At 51.6% G+C, this 16,450-nt stretch carries 13 protein-coding genes; 6 read left to right on the top strand and 7 right to left on the bottom strand.

Annotated features, from left to right (window positions below; all coding sequences use genetic code 11):
- Positions 1-19: 19 nt before the first annotated feature.
- The 5 genes from ACGHM3_RS08985 to ACGHM3_RS08965 all read left to right on the top strand — a co-directional run bounded on the left by ACGHM3_RS08985 (position 20) and on the right by ACGHM3_RS08965 (position 6,810).
- Positions 20-991 carry an efflux RND transporter periplasmic adaptor subunit gene (locus tag ACGHM3_RS08985; RefSeq protein WP_345418511.1) on the top strand — a complete coding sequence of 324 codons (972 nt, stop codon included), beginning with the start codon at positions 20-22 and terminating at the stop codon, positions 989-991.
- A 9-nt stretch (positions 992-1,000) separates the two neighbouring features.
- A complete protein-coding gene (locus tag ACGHM3_RS08980) occupies positions 1,001-4,141 on the top strand; it encodes a CusA/CzcA family heavy metal efflux RND transporter (RefSeq protein WP_345418508.1) in 3,141 nt (1,046 codons plus the stop codon).
- A 141-nt stretch (positions 4,142-4,282) separates the two neighbouring features.
- Complete coding sequence (dusA, locus tag ACGHM3_RS08975; protein WP_345418505.1) at positions 4,283-5,293, top strand: tRNA dihydrouridine(20/20a) synthase DusA; 1,011 nt, start codon at positions 4,283-4,285, stop codon at positions 5,291-5,293.
- Positions 5,294-5,351: 58 nt separating this feature from the next.
- A complete protein-coding gene (gene tal, locus ACGHM3_RS08970; RefSeq protein ID WP_345418502.1) occupies positions 5,352-6,311 on the top strand; it encodes a transaldolase in 960 nt (319 codons plus the stop codon).
- Between the two features lie 55 nt (positions 6,312-6,366).
- Positions 6,367-6,810 (top strand): TerB family tellurite resistance protein, encoded by a 444-nt coding sequence (locus ACGHM3_RS08965; RefSeq protein WP_345418499.1) that lies wholly within the window; start codon positions 6,367-6,369, stop codon positions 6,808-6,810.
- Between the two features lie 7 nt (positions 6,811-6,817).
- Here the strand turns inward: ACGHM3_RS08965 and ACGHM3_RS08960 are convergent, their stop codons facing one another.
- Entirely contained in the window at positions 6,818-7,300 is a 483-nt protein-coding gene (locus tag ACGHM3_RS08960; protein WP_345418496.1) for an STAS domain-containing protein, read from the bottom strand.
- 2 nt (positions 7,301-7,302) lie between these two features.
- Complete coding sequence (locus tag ACGHM3_RS08955; RefSeq protein WP_345418494.1) at positions 7,303-8,490, bottom strand: response regulator; 1,188 nt, start codon at positions 8,488-8,490, stop codon at positions 7,303-7,305.
- 255 nt (positions 8,491-8,745) lie between these two features.
- On the opposite strand from ACGHM3_RS08955, the gene ACGHM3_RS08950 reads away from it, so the two are divergent.
- Positions 8,746-9,054: a PilZ domain-containing protein gene (locus tag ACGHM3_RS08950; RefSeq protein ID WP_345418491.1), complete on the top strand. Its 309-nt coding sequence runs from the start codon at positions 8,746-8,748 to the stop codon at positions 9,052-9,054.
- Positions 9,055-9,206: 152 nt separating this feature from the next.
- Here ACGHM3_RS08950 and ACGHM3_RS08945 read toward each other — a convergent pair whose 3' ends face one another.
- The 5 genes from ACGHM3_RS08945 to hrpA form a co-directional block, all read right to left on the bottom strand.
- Entirely contained in the window at positions 9,207-9,989 is a 783-nt protein-coding gene (locus ACGHM3_RS08945; RefSeq protein WP_345418487.1) for a VacJ family lipoprotein, read from the bottom strand.
- A 197-nt stretch (positions 9,990-10,186) separates the two neighbouring features.
- A complete protein-coding gene (locus ACGHM3_RS08940) occupies positions 10,187-10,930 on the bottom strand; it encodes a putative DNA-binding domain-containing protein (RefSeq protein WP_345418484.1) in 744 nt (247 codons plus the stop codon).
- Between the two features lie 27 nt (positions 10,931-10,957).
- Positions 10,958-11,827, bottom strand: a complete 870-nt coding sequence (locus tag ACGHM3_RS08935) for a DUF692 domain-containing protein (protein ID WP_345418481.1) — start codon at positions 11,825-11,827, stop codon at positions 10,958-10,960.
- A gap of 115 nt (positions 11,828-11,942) precedes the next feature.
- Positions 11,943-12,242: a hypothetical protein gene (locus ACGHM3_RS08930; protein WP_345418478.1), complete on the bottom strand. Its 300-nt coding sequence runs from the start codon at positions 12,240-12,242 to the stop codon at positions 11,943-11,945.
- A 213-nt stretch (positions 12,243-12,455) separates the two neighbouring features.
- Positions 12,456-16,373, bottom strand: coding sequence for an ATP-dependent RNA helicase HrpA (gene hrpA / locus ACGHM3_RS08925; protein ID WP_345418475.1), 3,918 nt, complete (start codon positions 16,371-16,373; stop codon positions 12,456-12,458).
- Positions 16,374-16,450 lie beyond the last annotated feature (77 nt).

Raw genomic sequence — 16,450 nt, 5'->3', positions numbered from 1 at the left:
CACCGGAATTAAAAAAATCATGAAAACTGCAAACATTATTTTTATCAGCGCAATTTTAGCCGCCTATGCTTGCCTAGCTCCGGCGGGTGAAAAACACGTCGAAAATCACGAAGAAAAACACTTAGAAGAGGACAAACACCCGGCCAGCGATCACCACAACCAACACCAGCCCACCGTCACATTAAAAAATACCGTTGCCGAACATCAGGGCATAGCCCTTGCGCAGGCCGCTAGCGGCAGCATCAACCAGCAGGTAACGTTATACGGTCAACTGCAATCCGGGCCAGAGCAAATCAGCCATGTACGGGCACGGTTTACCGGACTCATAAAATCGGTGTTACTTACCGTTGGTAATACGGTGAAAAAAGGCGACCTGCTGGCAAACATTGAATCCAACGATTCACTGCAAAATTATCCACTGCTTGCCCCTATTGATGGGGTTATTATTCAACGCCACGCCAACGCGGGGGAATTCACCCAGGATCAAATTCTCTTCAGTATCGCCCAGCTTGATAACCTCTGGGCAGAACTGCAGTTGTTCAGCGGAAAAGCCGGGCAAGTCAAAACCGGCCAAACGGTTACCATTAACGGGTTGGATAATCCAGCAACCGAAATAACCAGCACTATCGAACACATTGTGCCGGCACTGAACGCACCCTACCAAATTGCCCGGGTGCCACTAAGCCGGGTGGCCAACAGCTTATACGCTGGGTTGTGGGTAACCGCACGCATCAGCACCAACAGCCAACCCGCCGAGGTAATCATCGACCAGCGCGCGCTTCACACTATAGACGGCAAAGTCGGTATTTTTACCGCCAAGCCAGAAGGCGAAGCGACTATCTACACCTTCACTGAAGTCACACTCGGGCTACAAGATGACGGCTTTGCCAGTGTCACCAACGGTATAACCGCAGGCACCCAGTATGCGGTGGAAAACAGCTATATCTTAAAAGCCGATGTGGAAAAGTCCTCGGCCGAGCACGCGCACTAGGAGCCGGCCATGATTCATTCGATCATTCAGTTTTCTATTCAGCAACGCTTGGTGGTTTCTTTACTGTGCTTATTTATTGTCGCTATCGGCGTCTGGCATTTTAATCGCTTACCCATTGATGCCGTGCCAGACATCACCAACGTGCAGGTACAAATTAATACCCAGGCGCCGGGCTACACGCCGCTGGAAACCGAGCAGCGAATCACCTACCCAATTGAAACTGCCCTCTACGGCTTGGCACATTTGGACTATACCCGCTCGCTGTCGCGTTACGGTTTGTCCCAAGTGACCGTGATATTCGAAGACGGCACCGATCTTTATTTTGCCCGCAACTTAATTAGTCAGCGTTTAGCCAGTATTGGCCAAAAACTGCCCGGGAGAATAGAGCCAGAACTGGGGCCGGTGTCCACCGGTTTAGGTGAAGTACTGATGTACACCGTGCAAGCTAACGCCGAGGCTCGGCAAGACAACGGCCAGCCCTTTGATGAAACAGCGTTACGTGAAATTCAAGATTGGATTATTAAACCGCAATTGGCTCAGGTAAAAGGCGTGGTAGAGGTCAATAGTATTGGAGGCTTTGAAAAACAATTTCACGTATTACCCAAACCGGCCCTGTTGCTGCAGTACCAACTCTCGCTCGGCGATATTGCCCAGGCCTTAGCGCAAGCCAACCAAAATATCGGCGCCGGCTTTATTGAACGCAACGGCCAGCAATTATTGGTGCGATCCGAGGGCCAAATAAATCACATTGAACAGCTAGAACACCTTTCGATAAAAACACCCAACGGCGCCCACATTACACTAAAAGACATCGCCGAAGTGGCCATTGGTAAAAACCTACGTTCCGGCGCGGCCACCCAGAACGGCCAGGAGACCGTTCTGGGAACGGTGATGATGCTGATTGGTGATAACTCCCGCAGCGTGGCCTTAGCCAGCACCGAAAAACTCGCGCAAATTAATACCACCCTGCCCAAAGGGGTCACCGCCACCCCGGTGTATACCCGCACCACGTTAGTAGAAAAAGCAGTGGCCACCGTCAGTAAAAATTTACTCGAAGGTGCGTTGCTGGTGGTAGCGGTTTTAATGCTGCTGTTGGGCAACCTACGTGCGGCGCTTATCACAGCGGCTATCATTCCGTTGTCCATGTTAATGACCATTACCGGCATGGTTAAAACCGGAGTATCCGCTAACTTAATGAGCTTAGGCGCATTGGATTTTGGTTTGATTGTGGACGGCGCCGTTATTGTGGTGGATAACGCCGTTAAACGGTTGGCTCAAGCGCAACATAAGCAAGCGCTCCCGCCGCTTAACGCCCGTTTGTCCACGGTATTTAAAGCCACTGGCGAGGTGATAAAACCCAGCTTATTTGGCGTTTTAATTATTACTTTGGTCTATCTGCCGATCTTTAGCCTTACCGGAGTAGAAGGCAAAATGTTTCACCCCATGGCCGCCACCGTGGTTATGGCTTTACTCAGTGCGCTCTTGTTAACCATGACCTTTGTACCCGCCGCCGTAGCCTTATTTATGCGCGGCCCGATATCTCAACAAGAAAGCCGCATTATTGCTGCCTGCAAACGAGTCTACTTACCGGTGTTGGAAACCGCACTCGCTTACAAAGCCTGGATTTTACCCAGCGCAGCCCTGTGGTTGGCATTCAGCGCTTGGCTTGCTACCACCTTGGGCAGTGAATTTATTCCACAACTCAACGAAGGCGATATTGCCCTGCATGCGCTACGCAGCCCTGGCACTGGTATTGAACAATCGGTGGCCATGCAAAAAAGCTTGGAGCAGATCATCATCGGTTTTCCTCAAGTGGAGCGGGTGTTCGCCCGCATTGGCACCGCCGAAGTGGCCACTGACCCCATGCCACCAAATGTGGCCGATAACTTTATTATTTTAAAACCGCGCCAACAATGGCCCAATCCTGACCTGAGCAAAACCGACCTGGTGGCGCAAATGGAAACCGCCGTGGGCCAAGTGCCCGGGAATAATTACGAGTTCACACAGCCTATTCAAATGCGCTTTAACGAGCTTATTTCTGGCGTGCGTGCAGATTTGGGTATTAAACTCTATGGCGATGACTTAGCTACATTACAAAACTACGGCCAAAAAATTCTCGGTGTGGTAAACAGCCTGCCCGGCGCTGCAGATGCTCGGCTAGAGCAAACCACAGGTTTGCCGACCTTATCGATCACGCCAAAACGGGAAGCACTTAGCCGGTTCGGCTTAACAGTGGCGCAACTGCAACATTGGCTGGCCAGTACTTTGGCGGGAGCCGACGCCGGTGTTGTTTATCAAGGCGATCGCCGGTTTGAATTACTGGTGCGCCTGCCAGAGAACCTTAGGCAGGATATTCGCAGCTGGGGCAGCCTACCGGTGCCCATCGATTTACCTAATGCGCAATTTGTGCCCTTGGAAGAAATCGCCACCGTGACCCTGGCCGACGGCCCGGCGCAAATCAGCCGGGAAAACGGCAAACGCCGGCTGGTTATCACCAGTAATATCCGCGGCCAGGATCTTGCCACGTTTGTGCAGCAAGCCCAGACCGAAATCAACAAACAAGTATCCCTGCCGCCGGGCTATTGGCTGGAGTACGGCGGCAGCTTTGAACAACTGGTTTCGGCCAGTAAACGTTTGAGCTTGGTCATCCCGGCCACATTACTGTTGGTGTTCGCGGCGCTAATCATCGCCCTTGGCGCGGTACGAGAGGCCGCCATGGTCTTTGTGGGTGTACCCATGGCGCTCACCGGTGGCGTAGTGGCTTTGGCGGTGCGAGATATGCCGCTTTCCATATCCGCGGCGGTTGGTTTTATCGCCCTGTGCGGTATAGCGGTATTAAACGGCTTGGTGCTGGTGGAATTTATCAAACATAATGTGCAGCGCCAGGCGGACCTGCGCGGGGCCGTGGTGGAGGCTGCCCTGGGCCGACTCAGGCCGGTATTGATGACCGCACTGGTGGCCAGCCTTGGCTTTGTGCCTATGGCCCTAAACACCGGGATTGGTGCCGAGGTGCAGCGGCCACTGGCTACAGTGGTGATTGGTGGGATTATCAGTTCAACGGCACTCACGCTGGTACTACTACCCATGTTATACGTCATGTTCGGCCAGCCATCATCAGCCGATGGCAAGCCAGCAGCAAGCAATCACTAATGTTAACGGAGAGGCCGAATTTCGCTCAGCCAGGGCCTAATTTGGCCTGCTGCCCGGGGCTGTTTTGGTGTACTATAGCGCCCTATTTTGGCGCTGGGTGCCGTCGGCACTCGCCCTTCCAGCAGCAATTCAGGCAACACCTTGGAACCAACAACGCCCTACAGCAGCCGAGCATTCTGCTTAGCGCCCATGATGGAATACTCTGACCGGCACTGTCGCTATCTCTGGCGATTGCTCAGTCGTCATGCCTGGCTTTACAGCGAAATGGTCACCACTGGTGCCGTGATACACGGCGACCGCCAACGCTTTTTGCAATTTAACCCGCAAGAGCACCCGGTGGCCCTGCAGCTTGGCGGTAGCGACCCAAAGGCCCTAGCCCAGTGCAGTGAGTTGGCCCAGGAGTGGGGTTACGACGAGGTGAACCTCAATTGTGGCTGCCCTAGCGACCGCGTGCAAAACAATATGATCGGCGCGGTGCTGATGCGCCATGCCGATACCGTGGCCGAATGCATAAGCCAAATGCGCTCGGCGGTGTCGATTCCAGTGACGGTTAAACACCGCATCGGCGTGGACGATATGGAAGACTACGCCGGGCTACTGGCGTTTGTGGATACCGTAGCCAGCGCCGGCTGCACCACGTTTATTGTGCACGCACGCAAGGCTTGGTTGCAGGGCTTAAGTCCCAAACAAAACCGAGAAATTCCGCCCCTGCGCTACGACCTGGTGTACCAACTAAAGCAAGATCGACCCGCCTTAGAAATCATCATCAACGGCGGTCTCACCGGCCTAAGCGATTGCGCAGATCAGCTGAACCATGTGGACGGCGTTATGGTCGGCCGCGAGGCCTACCATAACCCGGCGTGGTTAGCCGGGGTTGACCAGGCGATGTACCACAGCAAAAAAACCAAGCCAGATTTGATCAATGTTTACGGGCAGTACGTCGACTATTGCCAACAACAACTGACCCAGGGCGTGCGGCTGGGCACCGTGGCTAAGCACTTGCTGGGGCTGTTTCACGGCCAACGGGGGGCGCGCCTATTCCGGCGTTATTTATCAGATCATATTCACAAACCCGGCGCCGACACAGACGTTCTGTGGCAGGCTCTGGAGTTCGTTCAAGGCCCAACGCCACGCCAGGCCCACGGGCAATAATTTCAATCTCTCACTTTACAACCATGAATTGGCACGATAGCCAAGCGCGGAGCGAACCATGAGTAACAAACTTGACCAACTGAAATCCTTCACTGATGTGGTAGCCGACACCGGCGATATTGAAGCCATCGCCAAATATCGCCCGCTGGATGCCACCACCAACCCGTCACTCTTGTTAAAAGCGGCGCAATTGCCCCGGTACCAGAGTCTGATTGATGAGGTGATTGTTTGGGCCAAGAACAACGCCAGCAGCGATGACCAGGTAGTGGATTTGGCGGCAACCAAATTGGGCGTAGCCATCGGTTGTGAAATCTTAAAAATTGTACCGGGTAAAATTTCCACGGAAGTGGATGCCCGCTTCTCTTTCGATACCGCCAAAACGTTGATTAAAGCCCGCCAAATTATTGCCATGTACGAAGCCGCCGACATTAAGCGCGACCGCGTATTGATCAAAATTGCCGCCACCTGGGAAGGTATTCGCGCGGCAGAGATTTTGGAATCCGAGGGCATCAACTGCAACCTCACGCTACTGTTCAGTTTCTGCCAAGCCGCTGCCTGCGCTGAGGCGGGGGTATACCTGATCTCACCGTTCGTGGGCCGCATATTAGATTGGCACAAAGCAAAAAATCCTGAAGGCGACTTCACCGGTTTCGCAGACCCTGGTGTGCAATCGGTTACCGAGATATACAACTACTACAAAACCCACGGCTACAACACCATTGTAATGGGCGCTAGCTTCCGTAACCTGGGTGAAATAGAATCCCTGGCCGGCTGTGATCGCCTAACCATTAGCCCAGGATTATTGGAAGAATTGGCCAACGACGAAGCCGAATTACCACAGGTCCTTAACGCCGAATCTGCCAAATCTGAGGTGGCAAAACTGAGCCTTGGGGAACCTGAGTTCCGTTTAATGCTCAATGAAGATGCCATGGCCACAGAAAAACTGGCCGAAGGCATACGAAACTTTATTGCCGACCAAGTAAAACTAGAGGAATTGCTAAACGCACGCTGCCAATAAGCTTGGATATCGGTTCGCCGTTGCTGAGACGGCGAGCCTCGTTAAGCAGGTCACTATGATTGATTTTTTAAAAAAGATATTTGAGCCCGAAACCGAAGCCCCCATCGCCACAGAGCAACAAGCTCGCTTGGCCGCCGCTGTAATGCTGGTTGAGGTGGCCGCCATTGACGACCATTTCCAAGACTCCGAAGCCCAAGCGCTGCTGCAAATTTTAACCGATAGGTTTGCCCTGGCCGCCGATGAGGTAACCCTACTACAAGCGCAAGCGAAAGAAGCCCAGGCCAACGCCAGCTCCCTACACGACCATACCCGGGTTATTAACGAACGTTTCAGTGATGAGCAAAAGCAAGATTTAATCGCCAACATGTGGCAGATAGCCTACGCCGATGGCGAGCTGGATAAATACGAGGAGTATATTATTCGGCGGGTAAGCGAGCTGCTGTATGTGTCACACAGCGATTTTATTCGCGCCAAGCACTGGGCAAGGGACCGAGCTTAACACACGCTTATTCTTGCTCGAGGCACTCTACCAAATCCCGAAATTCAGCTTTGTTTTCATCGTTTAAGCTCATCAATATTTTATGAGCTTCAATGATTTTATCTTTGGCTTGAGTGGTTTCGGTTTCTATTCGGGTCAGTTCTTCTGGCTTGGCCATGGTAGTGTCGGCGCTACGGACGATCTCGAAAATGTCCTCTAGGCCCATACTTTCTAATACCCGGTTAATACTTTCGTCCGGTGAGACCACCGTGGGTACAAAATGAAAGTCCCGCTCGCAGGTTATGGCTATTTTGGCCATCAACCCTAAGGTGGTGCTGTCTAGTGCTAGTGCTTGCCGTAAATCGAAAACAACGGACACGAAACCGGCGTCAGAGAACATTTGTTCAATGAAGCTATCAAAGGATATGCATAGAGTGAGCCTAACATCGCCCACCATTTTGATCACGTTTATGCCGCGCTGCTGCGCCACAAAAATATGCCCAGGCTGCATGATTACTGACCTCGAGTAATGGTCAACACGGAGATATCATCCGGCAAGTCTCGCCCTTCTTGAACGCCCAATAAATTGATAAAACTCTCCAAGGTACCACTGGAACTGCTAATTAACTCTAATATTTTTGACTCTTTCTCGATAACGGACAAATCTCCCATTACCTCAAACACGCCGTCGGACAACACCATTAAACTGTCACCGGGCTCGAACTGACAACTGTAGACTGGCCAGTCGGTCTTATCAAACAGTCCCACTGGTTTACCCTTGCCGTCCAAATACCGTGCTCCCGCACGAATTTTCATTATCGGAAGCGGAAGATGACCGGCAACTGAATACCGCATTTCGTGGGTTTCAGTATCAATTACGCCCATAAAAGCGGTTAGGTGATTTTCAAACCGCCCGCCTTTCAATCCACCGTTAATTTCTTTTAACAGCCAGTTAGTGCCTTCTTTAAATGTAGACGCATCTGTAAAGAAATTATTGTCCCGTACCATGCGGGTAACCAAATGCTTCAACCAAACGGTAACAAATGCGGATGAAGCGCCGTGGCCGGCTACATCGGTAAGGTAAAACGCAAGATAACGGTTACCTAAGTAAGCATAGTCAATGAAATCGCCGCTCAAATACAACGAAGGGATGATTTTGTGGCTGGCGGTATAACCCGCCCGGGCGAAGGGCGAAATAGGCAGTAGCCTCTCTTGCACCAACCGGCCTGCTCGTTGGTCTCGCTCCAAAACCCGCAGGTTATCGCGCAGCTCTCGGTTAGCAATTTCTAGTTTTTCTCGGTAGCGCCGGTTTTCGAGTAACAGATCCTGCCGTTCCAGCGTTTTGGTAATGGAGTGCACCAGCACTTCCATATCCACCACGGGTTTTATCAAAAAATCACTCGCCCCCAGGCGCAAGGCTTCCACCACATCGCCCATTACACCGGCCCCGGAAATCACAATTACCGCGGCTTCTTCATCTAATTTATGGATCTCTTTAAGGACGTTTAGACCGTCCATTCCGGGCATTCTTAGGTCAGACAACACCAAGTCTGGCTGCTCGGATTGAAACAATTGCAGTCCTTTTGGGCCTTCGTCGCATTGAATGACCTCAAAGCCGCTGTCTTCTAGGTAGGCACAGATACTCTCTCGGACCAGACGATCGTCGTCTATGAGTAGCAGTTTGCGTTTGCCGATGGCCATCTAACCCTCAATCAGCCGTGAATTACATTAGGCATTACGTATATATAACTCCGCCTATTTTCGGCAGATTGTCGCTAAAACCAGCCGAAAACACCGTTCGAACTGGAAATAACCCAAAAATATATTACTGTTATTTAGACAATAACGTAGCCCGAGCACTACAACTTAGTCGACGGGCCGAGTCAACAGGTTTAGCCGCGTTATACCGCTGCGCCCTCACCCGTTGGGAATAATATCCATTAGTTAGGTAAAACTATGTCTGAATCCAGCAACGCTCATGCCGAAAAGCGCGGCTTTTTACGCATGCAAATGAATATTCCTGCCAATATTGAAATTACCGCAGACGGCAAGCAAGAAAAAGGCGTGTTAGTTAACCTCAGCGGCAGTGGCATGCTGCTGGAATTGCCCCAATTTTACCCAGCCGGGGCCAAGATGACGGTACAGGTGGATTCCGAAAACGGTGCCAGCCCATCGCTAGAGGCAATCTGCACAGTGATACGAGAGGCAGAGCCCATTGATGGCGGCAAACATCGCATTGGCGTTGCCATCGACAAGATTCTGTAACGTAAAAGGGGCCAATCGGCCCCTTTTGCAGTTTATTGCAATGTAATTTCGCCCAACTTTAGTGCACGCCAGGTTTAAGTGTTGCTCCTGGCGGACTGACACTTGCAGCAAAGCCCAAAATTCGTCACTTAATGACGGCTTTAGTCAATAGTTTAGAACTCGATGTCATCGAACCCGTCGATATCATCGAACTGCTCTTGCTCACCACCGAAATCGTCTTCAACCTGGCCATCCTTAATTAGATAATCCCGATTCTGCAAATAGGCGTCACGGATAAACGAATAGCGGTCGCCGGACATCAGCTCTTCAACTTCCAGCAGGCGCGCCCGCTGATCAACTAAGCGCACGCCACGTATCGCCCAGCGGGTGTCAGAGTGGAGATCAGCGTAGGTGACTGGGTCTGAGTACCAATCCACCACGGTGCCAAAACCATCGCGCACAGTGGACGGCCCAAAGAACGGCAGCACCAAGAACGGCCCACTACCCACTCCCCAAGTTGCCAGTGTTTGGCCGAAGTCTTCACCGGGTCGTTTCTCGAGCCCTACATGACCAGCCACATCCAAAATACCAACAATCCCCAGGGTACTGTTTACCACGAATCGCCCGGTGCTGTGGGCCGCTGATTTCCACTTCCACTGCAACATGCTGTTGAGAATGGTGGACACCTCACCCAGATTAGAAAACACGTTGGATACGCCCTTCTCCACGGGATCTGGGGTTACAAATTTATAGCCTTTGGCCGCTGGCTTCAAAATAGCCCGATCAAGGGCATCATTGAAGCGGTACATTGAGCGGTTGAAGCCTTCCCAGGGGTCTCGGTTCTTTTCCTCAGGCGCCGCTGCGCTGGGCTCCTCAAAGGCGCTGACATCCTGGCTTGGCACTGATGAGCAGGCGGCCAAACTGACCAGTAAAACAGCGATGACTGCGATTTTCATGGTTAACGAGATTCCAAAGTGTGTTGTGCAATATTTAGCCGGAGCGGCTATCGCTCCCCAGGTCGTGTTCGGCTTATACGATAATGCCTATGTGCCTGGAGGCCTGATTTTTTGTGGGTCTATATTAGTGTCGAGGGCTGATTGTGTCGAAGTTTTTCCTAAGTTTCTAGGACAAAACTGTTTTTTAGCGAGTCAAATCACGTCTTTACGCCACAGATAATTCCGAAATTAAGCAATTTGTTCAGTAATTCAGCACCCATTGTTACGATCGTTTGTGGATCAGGGGCACTTAACTCTTGCGCAATTTGGCGTAGTACTTGCTCACCGCAGCGGATGGAGTCGTCTTGCAGTAGCTGTATTAAGCGATGGGTTACTGCATTGGACTCCATAAATTTTACGCAATCCTCGGCGTTGCGGTACACCACCAAAAAGGTAGCTTGATCCGGCGGCTCTACGGGCTGAAACGCCGGCCCTATGTGATGCACAGGGTATTGATAGGATAAACACCATACCAATGGGCTAACCAACGGACGGGCGGCCAACAAATCGCCCTGCGGGCATTGCGGCCACTCTTCATCACTGACATCCAACGCCAACTCTACCCATTCATAGTGTGCCAACTCCAACAAAAACCCAGGATACTGGCTAGAATCTGCATGATGACGTTGCAAATAACTGACAAATTCTTTACTGATGTCTAAGAAGTAGGGGCTGCTACTGGCGTGCTGATCAATAAAGCCACGGACCAATTGCTGCCACTGATGGTTGTTTAATACGCCAAAAAGAATGGGAAAGCCACCACGGATAAAACCTTCAATATTGTTGTAGATTAAATCCCGATAAACCTTTAAGCGCCGATCTTCTAGGCCTGTGGGCGCAGGGTTTTGCTCTGGGTTGCGCAGGTGAGCGAGCAGCTCGCGCTGGGTGTGCTGAAATGTCATGTCGGCACTCATTTAAACCCTACCTATTTATTGCGCCGCCAGCACTGAATGTTTTGAGCCTATGGGTTGTCGCCCCTGGGCGGTGTTCTGAATCGTTTTGATTGTTTCTAATTCCGCCATCAATTCCGGCAGCGGTGGAATATTAAAATCACGCTCCAGTAACGTTGGCTTTAAGCCAAACAGCGCATAGGCCTTGGCCAGCAGCTGCCATACAGGGTCGATCACCGGCGCACCATGGGTGTCTACTTTTAAGTCATCGGCCTCATCAAAGTGGCCGGCCACGTGAATATACCGGGTACGATGACCGGGCAATTGGCGCAAAAAGCTTTCTGCATCGTATCCATGGTTGATACTGTTGACGTAAACGTTGTTTACGTCCAATAACAAATCGCAATCGGCCTCTTCAATCACCGCATTAATAAAGTCGATTTCTGACATTTCTCGCTGGGGTGCGCAATAATAAGAGGCATTCTCCATGGCAATGCGCTGGCCAAGAAAATCCTGTACCTGGCTAATACGTTGCGCTGTGTAATGCACCGCCTGTTCTGTAAACGGAATGGGCACCAGATCGTAGACGTGCGCCTCATCGCTGCAATAACTGAGATGCTCCGAATACATTAATATATTGTGGTCGGCCATAAACTGTTTGATATCCGCTAACAGTTGTTGATCCAGTGGAGCAGGAGAACCGATGGACAACGACAAACCATGGGCAACAAAGGGGAACCGCTCGGTGTAGCGCCGAAACTGCTTGCCCATGCGGCCGCCCAGCCCTATCCAATTTTCCGGTGCAACCTCGAGGAACGGTATCTCATTAGCAGTAACGTCCTCTAACGTCTTCAGCATACTGCGGCGCAGACCTAAACCCGCGCCCGCCGGTAGAGTGGGCAGTTTCATTTTGACTCGCCTTGTTGATACCTTGGATGCATCGAAACGGTAAACGGTTTACACAATCGATACCGCATAAACAACGAAGCCCGGCTAACCGGGCTTGTTGTGCAAAGTACAACGCTTAGCCGCCGCACTTACCCTCACCGCACTTGCCTTCGCTTTCGGTCTTTTCACCGCCGCATTTGCCTTCACCGCACTTGCCTTCGGTGTCGGTTTTTTCGCCACCGCACTTGCCTTCACCACACTTACCTTCACCCTCGGCTTTATCGCCAATGGCGTAGTTAGCGGCTAGGTTGTAGCCTTGGTTCAGCTGGTTGGCTTCAAATGGGTTGGCGGCATTGGCCAGGGGCGACAACGCGGCAGAAGCCAACACGGCTGCGCCCACTGCGGCAGCTAGGGGTGAGTTGTTTGATTTAGCCATGGTACGTCTCCTTGCATAGAGCAAAACAGTAAATGTTATAAATGATAAATCTGTCTTTATGAGTCAGGGTTAAGACACACTCTGGCGGGCGTTAGTTTCTTGCTGCTGGTAAAAAACCGTCAAGTTGGCGGTGAGTACTTTAACAATTGCTAATACGCCTGGCAGTGCATCTCCTTGAGCTTCGTTCCTAGTACGGGGCACCACTCAATTACGTTACATTGAGGAATAAAGTTCATCCCAAAGGGCCCTAAGCCGTTTTGATGAAACCGGGGAGCGCGTGCCTAGGGTTTGCGCAAACAGCGACACGCGCAACTCCTCTATCATCCACCGGTAGCGCTGCAGCAGCTCGTTATTTTGGCACCAAATATCACCTTTTTGCGCTTTAAGATCGACGAATTTTTGCCAGTGCTCTGCCAGTTCGGCGATGTGCAGTTTGTCACGCTGTAGGCTTTGGGCAACCTTCTCCAACCGCACCTGAATGGCCTGCAAATAACGCGGAAATTGTTGCAGCTGCTCAAAGTCGGTATCAAATAGAAAACCAGGGTACAGCAGGTTATCCAGCTGCTGGCCAATGTCTTCCGCCGCACGGGCAATCGCCAAGGCATTTTTACTGGTTTTCATCGCCTTTTTAATGGCCACCACATGAGCCAAAACACCCGCCAAAATATCAGCAATAGCATTAGCCCTGGGCACGATTTCCGACCCTTTCTGGCTCAATGCCTGTTGAAATTCCGTTTGCTCGCGCAGTACCGCACCGGCGAAAACCACCTGTTTAATGGCCGCGGCAATAATGTCATCGGCCACCGCGTCGCGTTTGCCCAGGTTGGTGAGGGTTAACCCGAGGTCTTTGCCTTTTAGCAGTTCTTTGCGTAGATATTTAACTTTTTCCCGCTCGGCGATCATGGCTAGCCGAACCTGACCTTTTAGGCTGAGGGCTTCGGCTTCCTGTGGGTTATCGTGCATTTTTAACGCTACCGAGTCGCCCTCGTCAACCAACGCAGGGAACGCTTTGATACTCAGTCCCTTGCGTTTGAGCTGCTGAGTTTTGGCCAGCGCACCAAAATCCCATTGAGTGATACCACTTACCTCTTGGCTTTGGCCTGCAGCCTGCAATGTCTGCTGCACATTCTCACGATATTTGGCTTTTAACTCGGATAAATCTCGGCTTTGTTCAATAAGCTTGCCGCGGTCATCGTCAACCTTGATGTTCATCTTGTAATAGTCATCAAGCACAACTTCATCCCACGCTTCGGATGGAATTGACACGTTGTTGATGCGGTACAGCTGTCGATTGAGCTCCTCAATTAAGGGTTTATTCTCAATGGCCATGGCCGCCAGAGCTTTATCCACGTACATAGGTACAGGAGCAAACTGTTTGCGCCAGCGCTTAGGCAGCCCTTTCACTAATGCAGTACATTTTTCTCGCAACAAGCCAGGCACCAGCCATTGCAGTAAAAACTCGGGCACCTGATGCAGCAAACCCACGGGCACATGCACACTAACACCGTCTTCGGCACTGCCCGGCTCAAAATGATACGTGAGGGGAAATTCCATCCCCCCCCAGGACACGATGTCTGGAAACTGGGCTTGACCAGCGTCAAATTCCGCGTGCCGCATCAGTAACTCGCGGTCTATGTACAGTAGATTCGGCTCGGCCTGCTCCGCCGTACTTCGCCATTTTTCAAAACTGGCCAAGCTGGCTACTTCGTCCCCTACCCGCTGATCGTAAAAATCAAACAAGACATCATCGTCCACCAAGATATCCCGCCGACGTGACTTGGCCTCTAGCTCTAAAACCTCTTGCACCAATTGTTGGTTGCTACGAAAAAACTCTCCCACGGTACGGGTGCCGGCCCCGCGTCGTTGACGCGATCGGTTGATCGTTGCGTAGCCGCCCTCCACTAGCGCTTGACGTATAAAGACCGTGCGGCTTTCCTGTGGGTTGATTGGTGAATAATTAACGCGCTGTTTTTCCACCAGCGTTAAACCAAACAACGTAATACGCTCGTAGGCCATTACTTGACCGCGTTTGGCATCGTAATGGGGCTCGGAATAGCTGCGTTTTACCAGATGTAAACTGGCGGCCAAAATCCATTCGGGCTCTACTTTAGCGATTCCATGGGCGTACAATTTACTGGTTTCTAAAAGCTCGGAAGCCACCAACCACTGGGGCCGTTTTTTGAACTGCGATGAACCCGGAAAAATATTAAATTTACGGTTGCGTGTGCCCAGGTAATCGCCATCGCTGGTTTTGTTGCCAACATAATCCAACAAACCCACCAACAACGGTTTATGGATAGCCTCGTAACTGGCCTCTTCTTTATTGAGTTTCAGTTTTAAATGTTGGCAAGCCAGAGTTAACTGGCGGTGTATATCACGCCACTCTCGCAATTTTAAAAACGATAAAAATTCTTTTTGGCACTGCTTGCGAAATTGATTTTGAGATAAGTCCTGCCGCAGCTGCTCGTAGTGCTGCCACAAACTTAAATACGCTAGGTAATCGGATTGCTCGTGCCAAAATCGTCGGTGTTTTTCATCCGAGGCCTGTTGTTTATCCGCCGGACGCTCGCGTGGGTCTTGCACGGCCAAAGCACTGACAATCACTAACGCCTCTTGCAAGGAGTTATGTTCGGCCGCAGCCAAAATAATGGCACCCATGCGTGGGTCCACCGGCAGCGTTCCCAGTTGCTTACCCACTCCGGTGATTTTTGCGTGGGCATCCACCGCTTTGAGTTGCTGCAACAAATTAAAGCCGTCGTTGATCAACCGGTTATCCGGCGCATCGATAAACGGAAACCGTCGAATATCGCCCAGCCGCAGCTGCAACATTTGCAAAATAACGGAGGCTAAATTGGTTCTAAGGATTTCGGCGTCGGTAAATTCCGGCCGCGAGAGAAAATCTTCTTCGCTGTACAAACGAACACAAATACCGGCGCTCACTCGGCCACACCGCCCCTTGCGCTGGTTAGCACTGGCTTGGGAAACCGGCTCAATGGGTAAGCGCTGAATTTTGGTGCGATAGCTGTAGCGGCTAATGCGAGCGAAGCCTGGGTCGATGACGTAGCGAATGCCGGGCACGGTCACCGAGGTTTCAGCCACGTTGGTTGCCAGCACAATGCGCCGGCCCTTGTGGTTGGCAAACACTCGGCTTTGGTCTTTTAAGCTGAGGCGAGCGTACAGCGGCAGCACATCTAAGTGAGGCAACTGCGCTTTGCGCAACAGTAATGCGGCTTCACGAATTTCTCGCTCACCACTTAAAAACACCAAAAAATCACCCCCGGTAGTGCCGCTCTTGCGCTCCTCGTGCAGCAGGGTTTCGATAGCCTCCAGAATGGCTTGGTAGGTATCCTCCTGCTGGGCTGCCATAGGCTGATAACGCACCTCCACCGGGTAGGTGCGGCCAGAAACCTCAATAATAGGGGCATCATTGAAATGCTTTGAAAAGCGCTCTAAATCAATGGTCGCAGAGGTAATAATGAGCTTTAAGTCGGGGCGCTTGGGCAATAACGTTTTTAAATAGCCCAGCAAAAAATCGATATTTAGGCTGCGCTCGTGGGCCTCGTCAATGATCAATGTATCGTACCGATAGAGCATCGGGTCTTGCTGGATTTCTGCCAGCAAGATGCCATCGGTCATTAGCTTAATGTAGCTCTGCTCGGTGCTTTGATCGCTGAAGCGAACTTGGTAGCCGACTTCGTCGCCCAGGTTAACACCCAACTCTTCTGCAATCCGACTGGCCACGGTACTGGCGGCCAAGCGCCGCGGTTGGGTATGGCCAATAACCCCTTCTATGCCTCGGCCTAGCTCTAAACAAATTTTGGGCAGCTGGGTGGTCTTACCGGACCCGGTCTCCCCGGCCAGCACCACCACTTGGTGTTCAGCAATGGCTTTGGCAATGTCTTCCCGCCGTTCGCTGATTGGCAGCTGCTCTGGGTAGGTGATAGCCGGCCGTGCTTGGGCCTTTTGCTGCACCAATGCCTGGGAGGCCTGGACCTGCTGGGCGAGCTTTGCGACCAACTTATCCGTCGACTTATTGGCCTTCTGGCGACGTTTGATGTCCTTGGCCAAGCGCACCAAGCGCGGCCTGTGGTGGCCGAGGGTTTGGTCGAAGTTGAAAATACCGTCTTGCAAAGAAATCGCCTTAAAATTTATAGGATACGCAGGGAATTGCCGATTATACTGGTTGAAAAGGCCAGCGGTTAGCCCGC

Origin of the sequence: Halioxenophilus aromaticivorans, assembly GCF_042850945.1 — a bacterium.
In the GTDB taxonomy this organism is placed as follows: Bacteria; Pseudomonadota; Gammaproteobacteria; order Pseudomonadales; family Cellvibrionaceae; genus Halioxenophilus; species Halioxenophilus aromaticivorans.
This window is presented reverse-complemented; position numbering and strand designations above follow the sequence as displayed.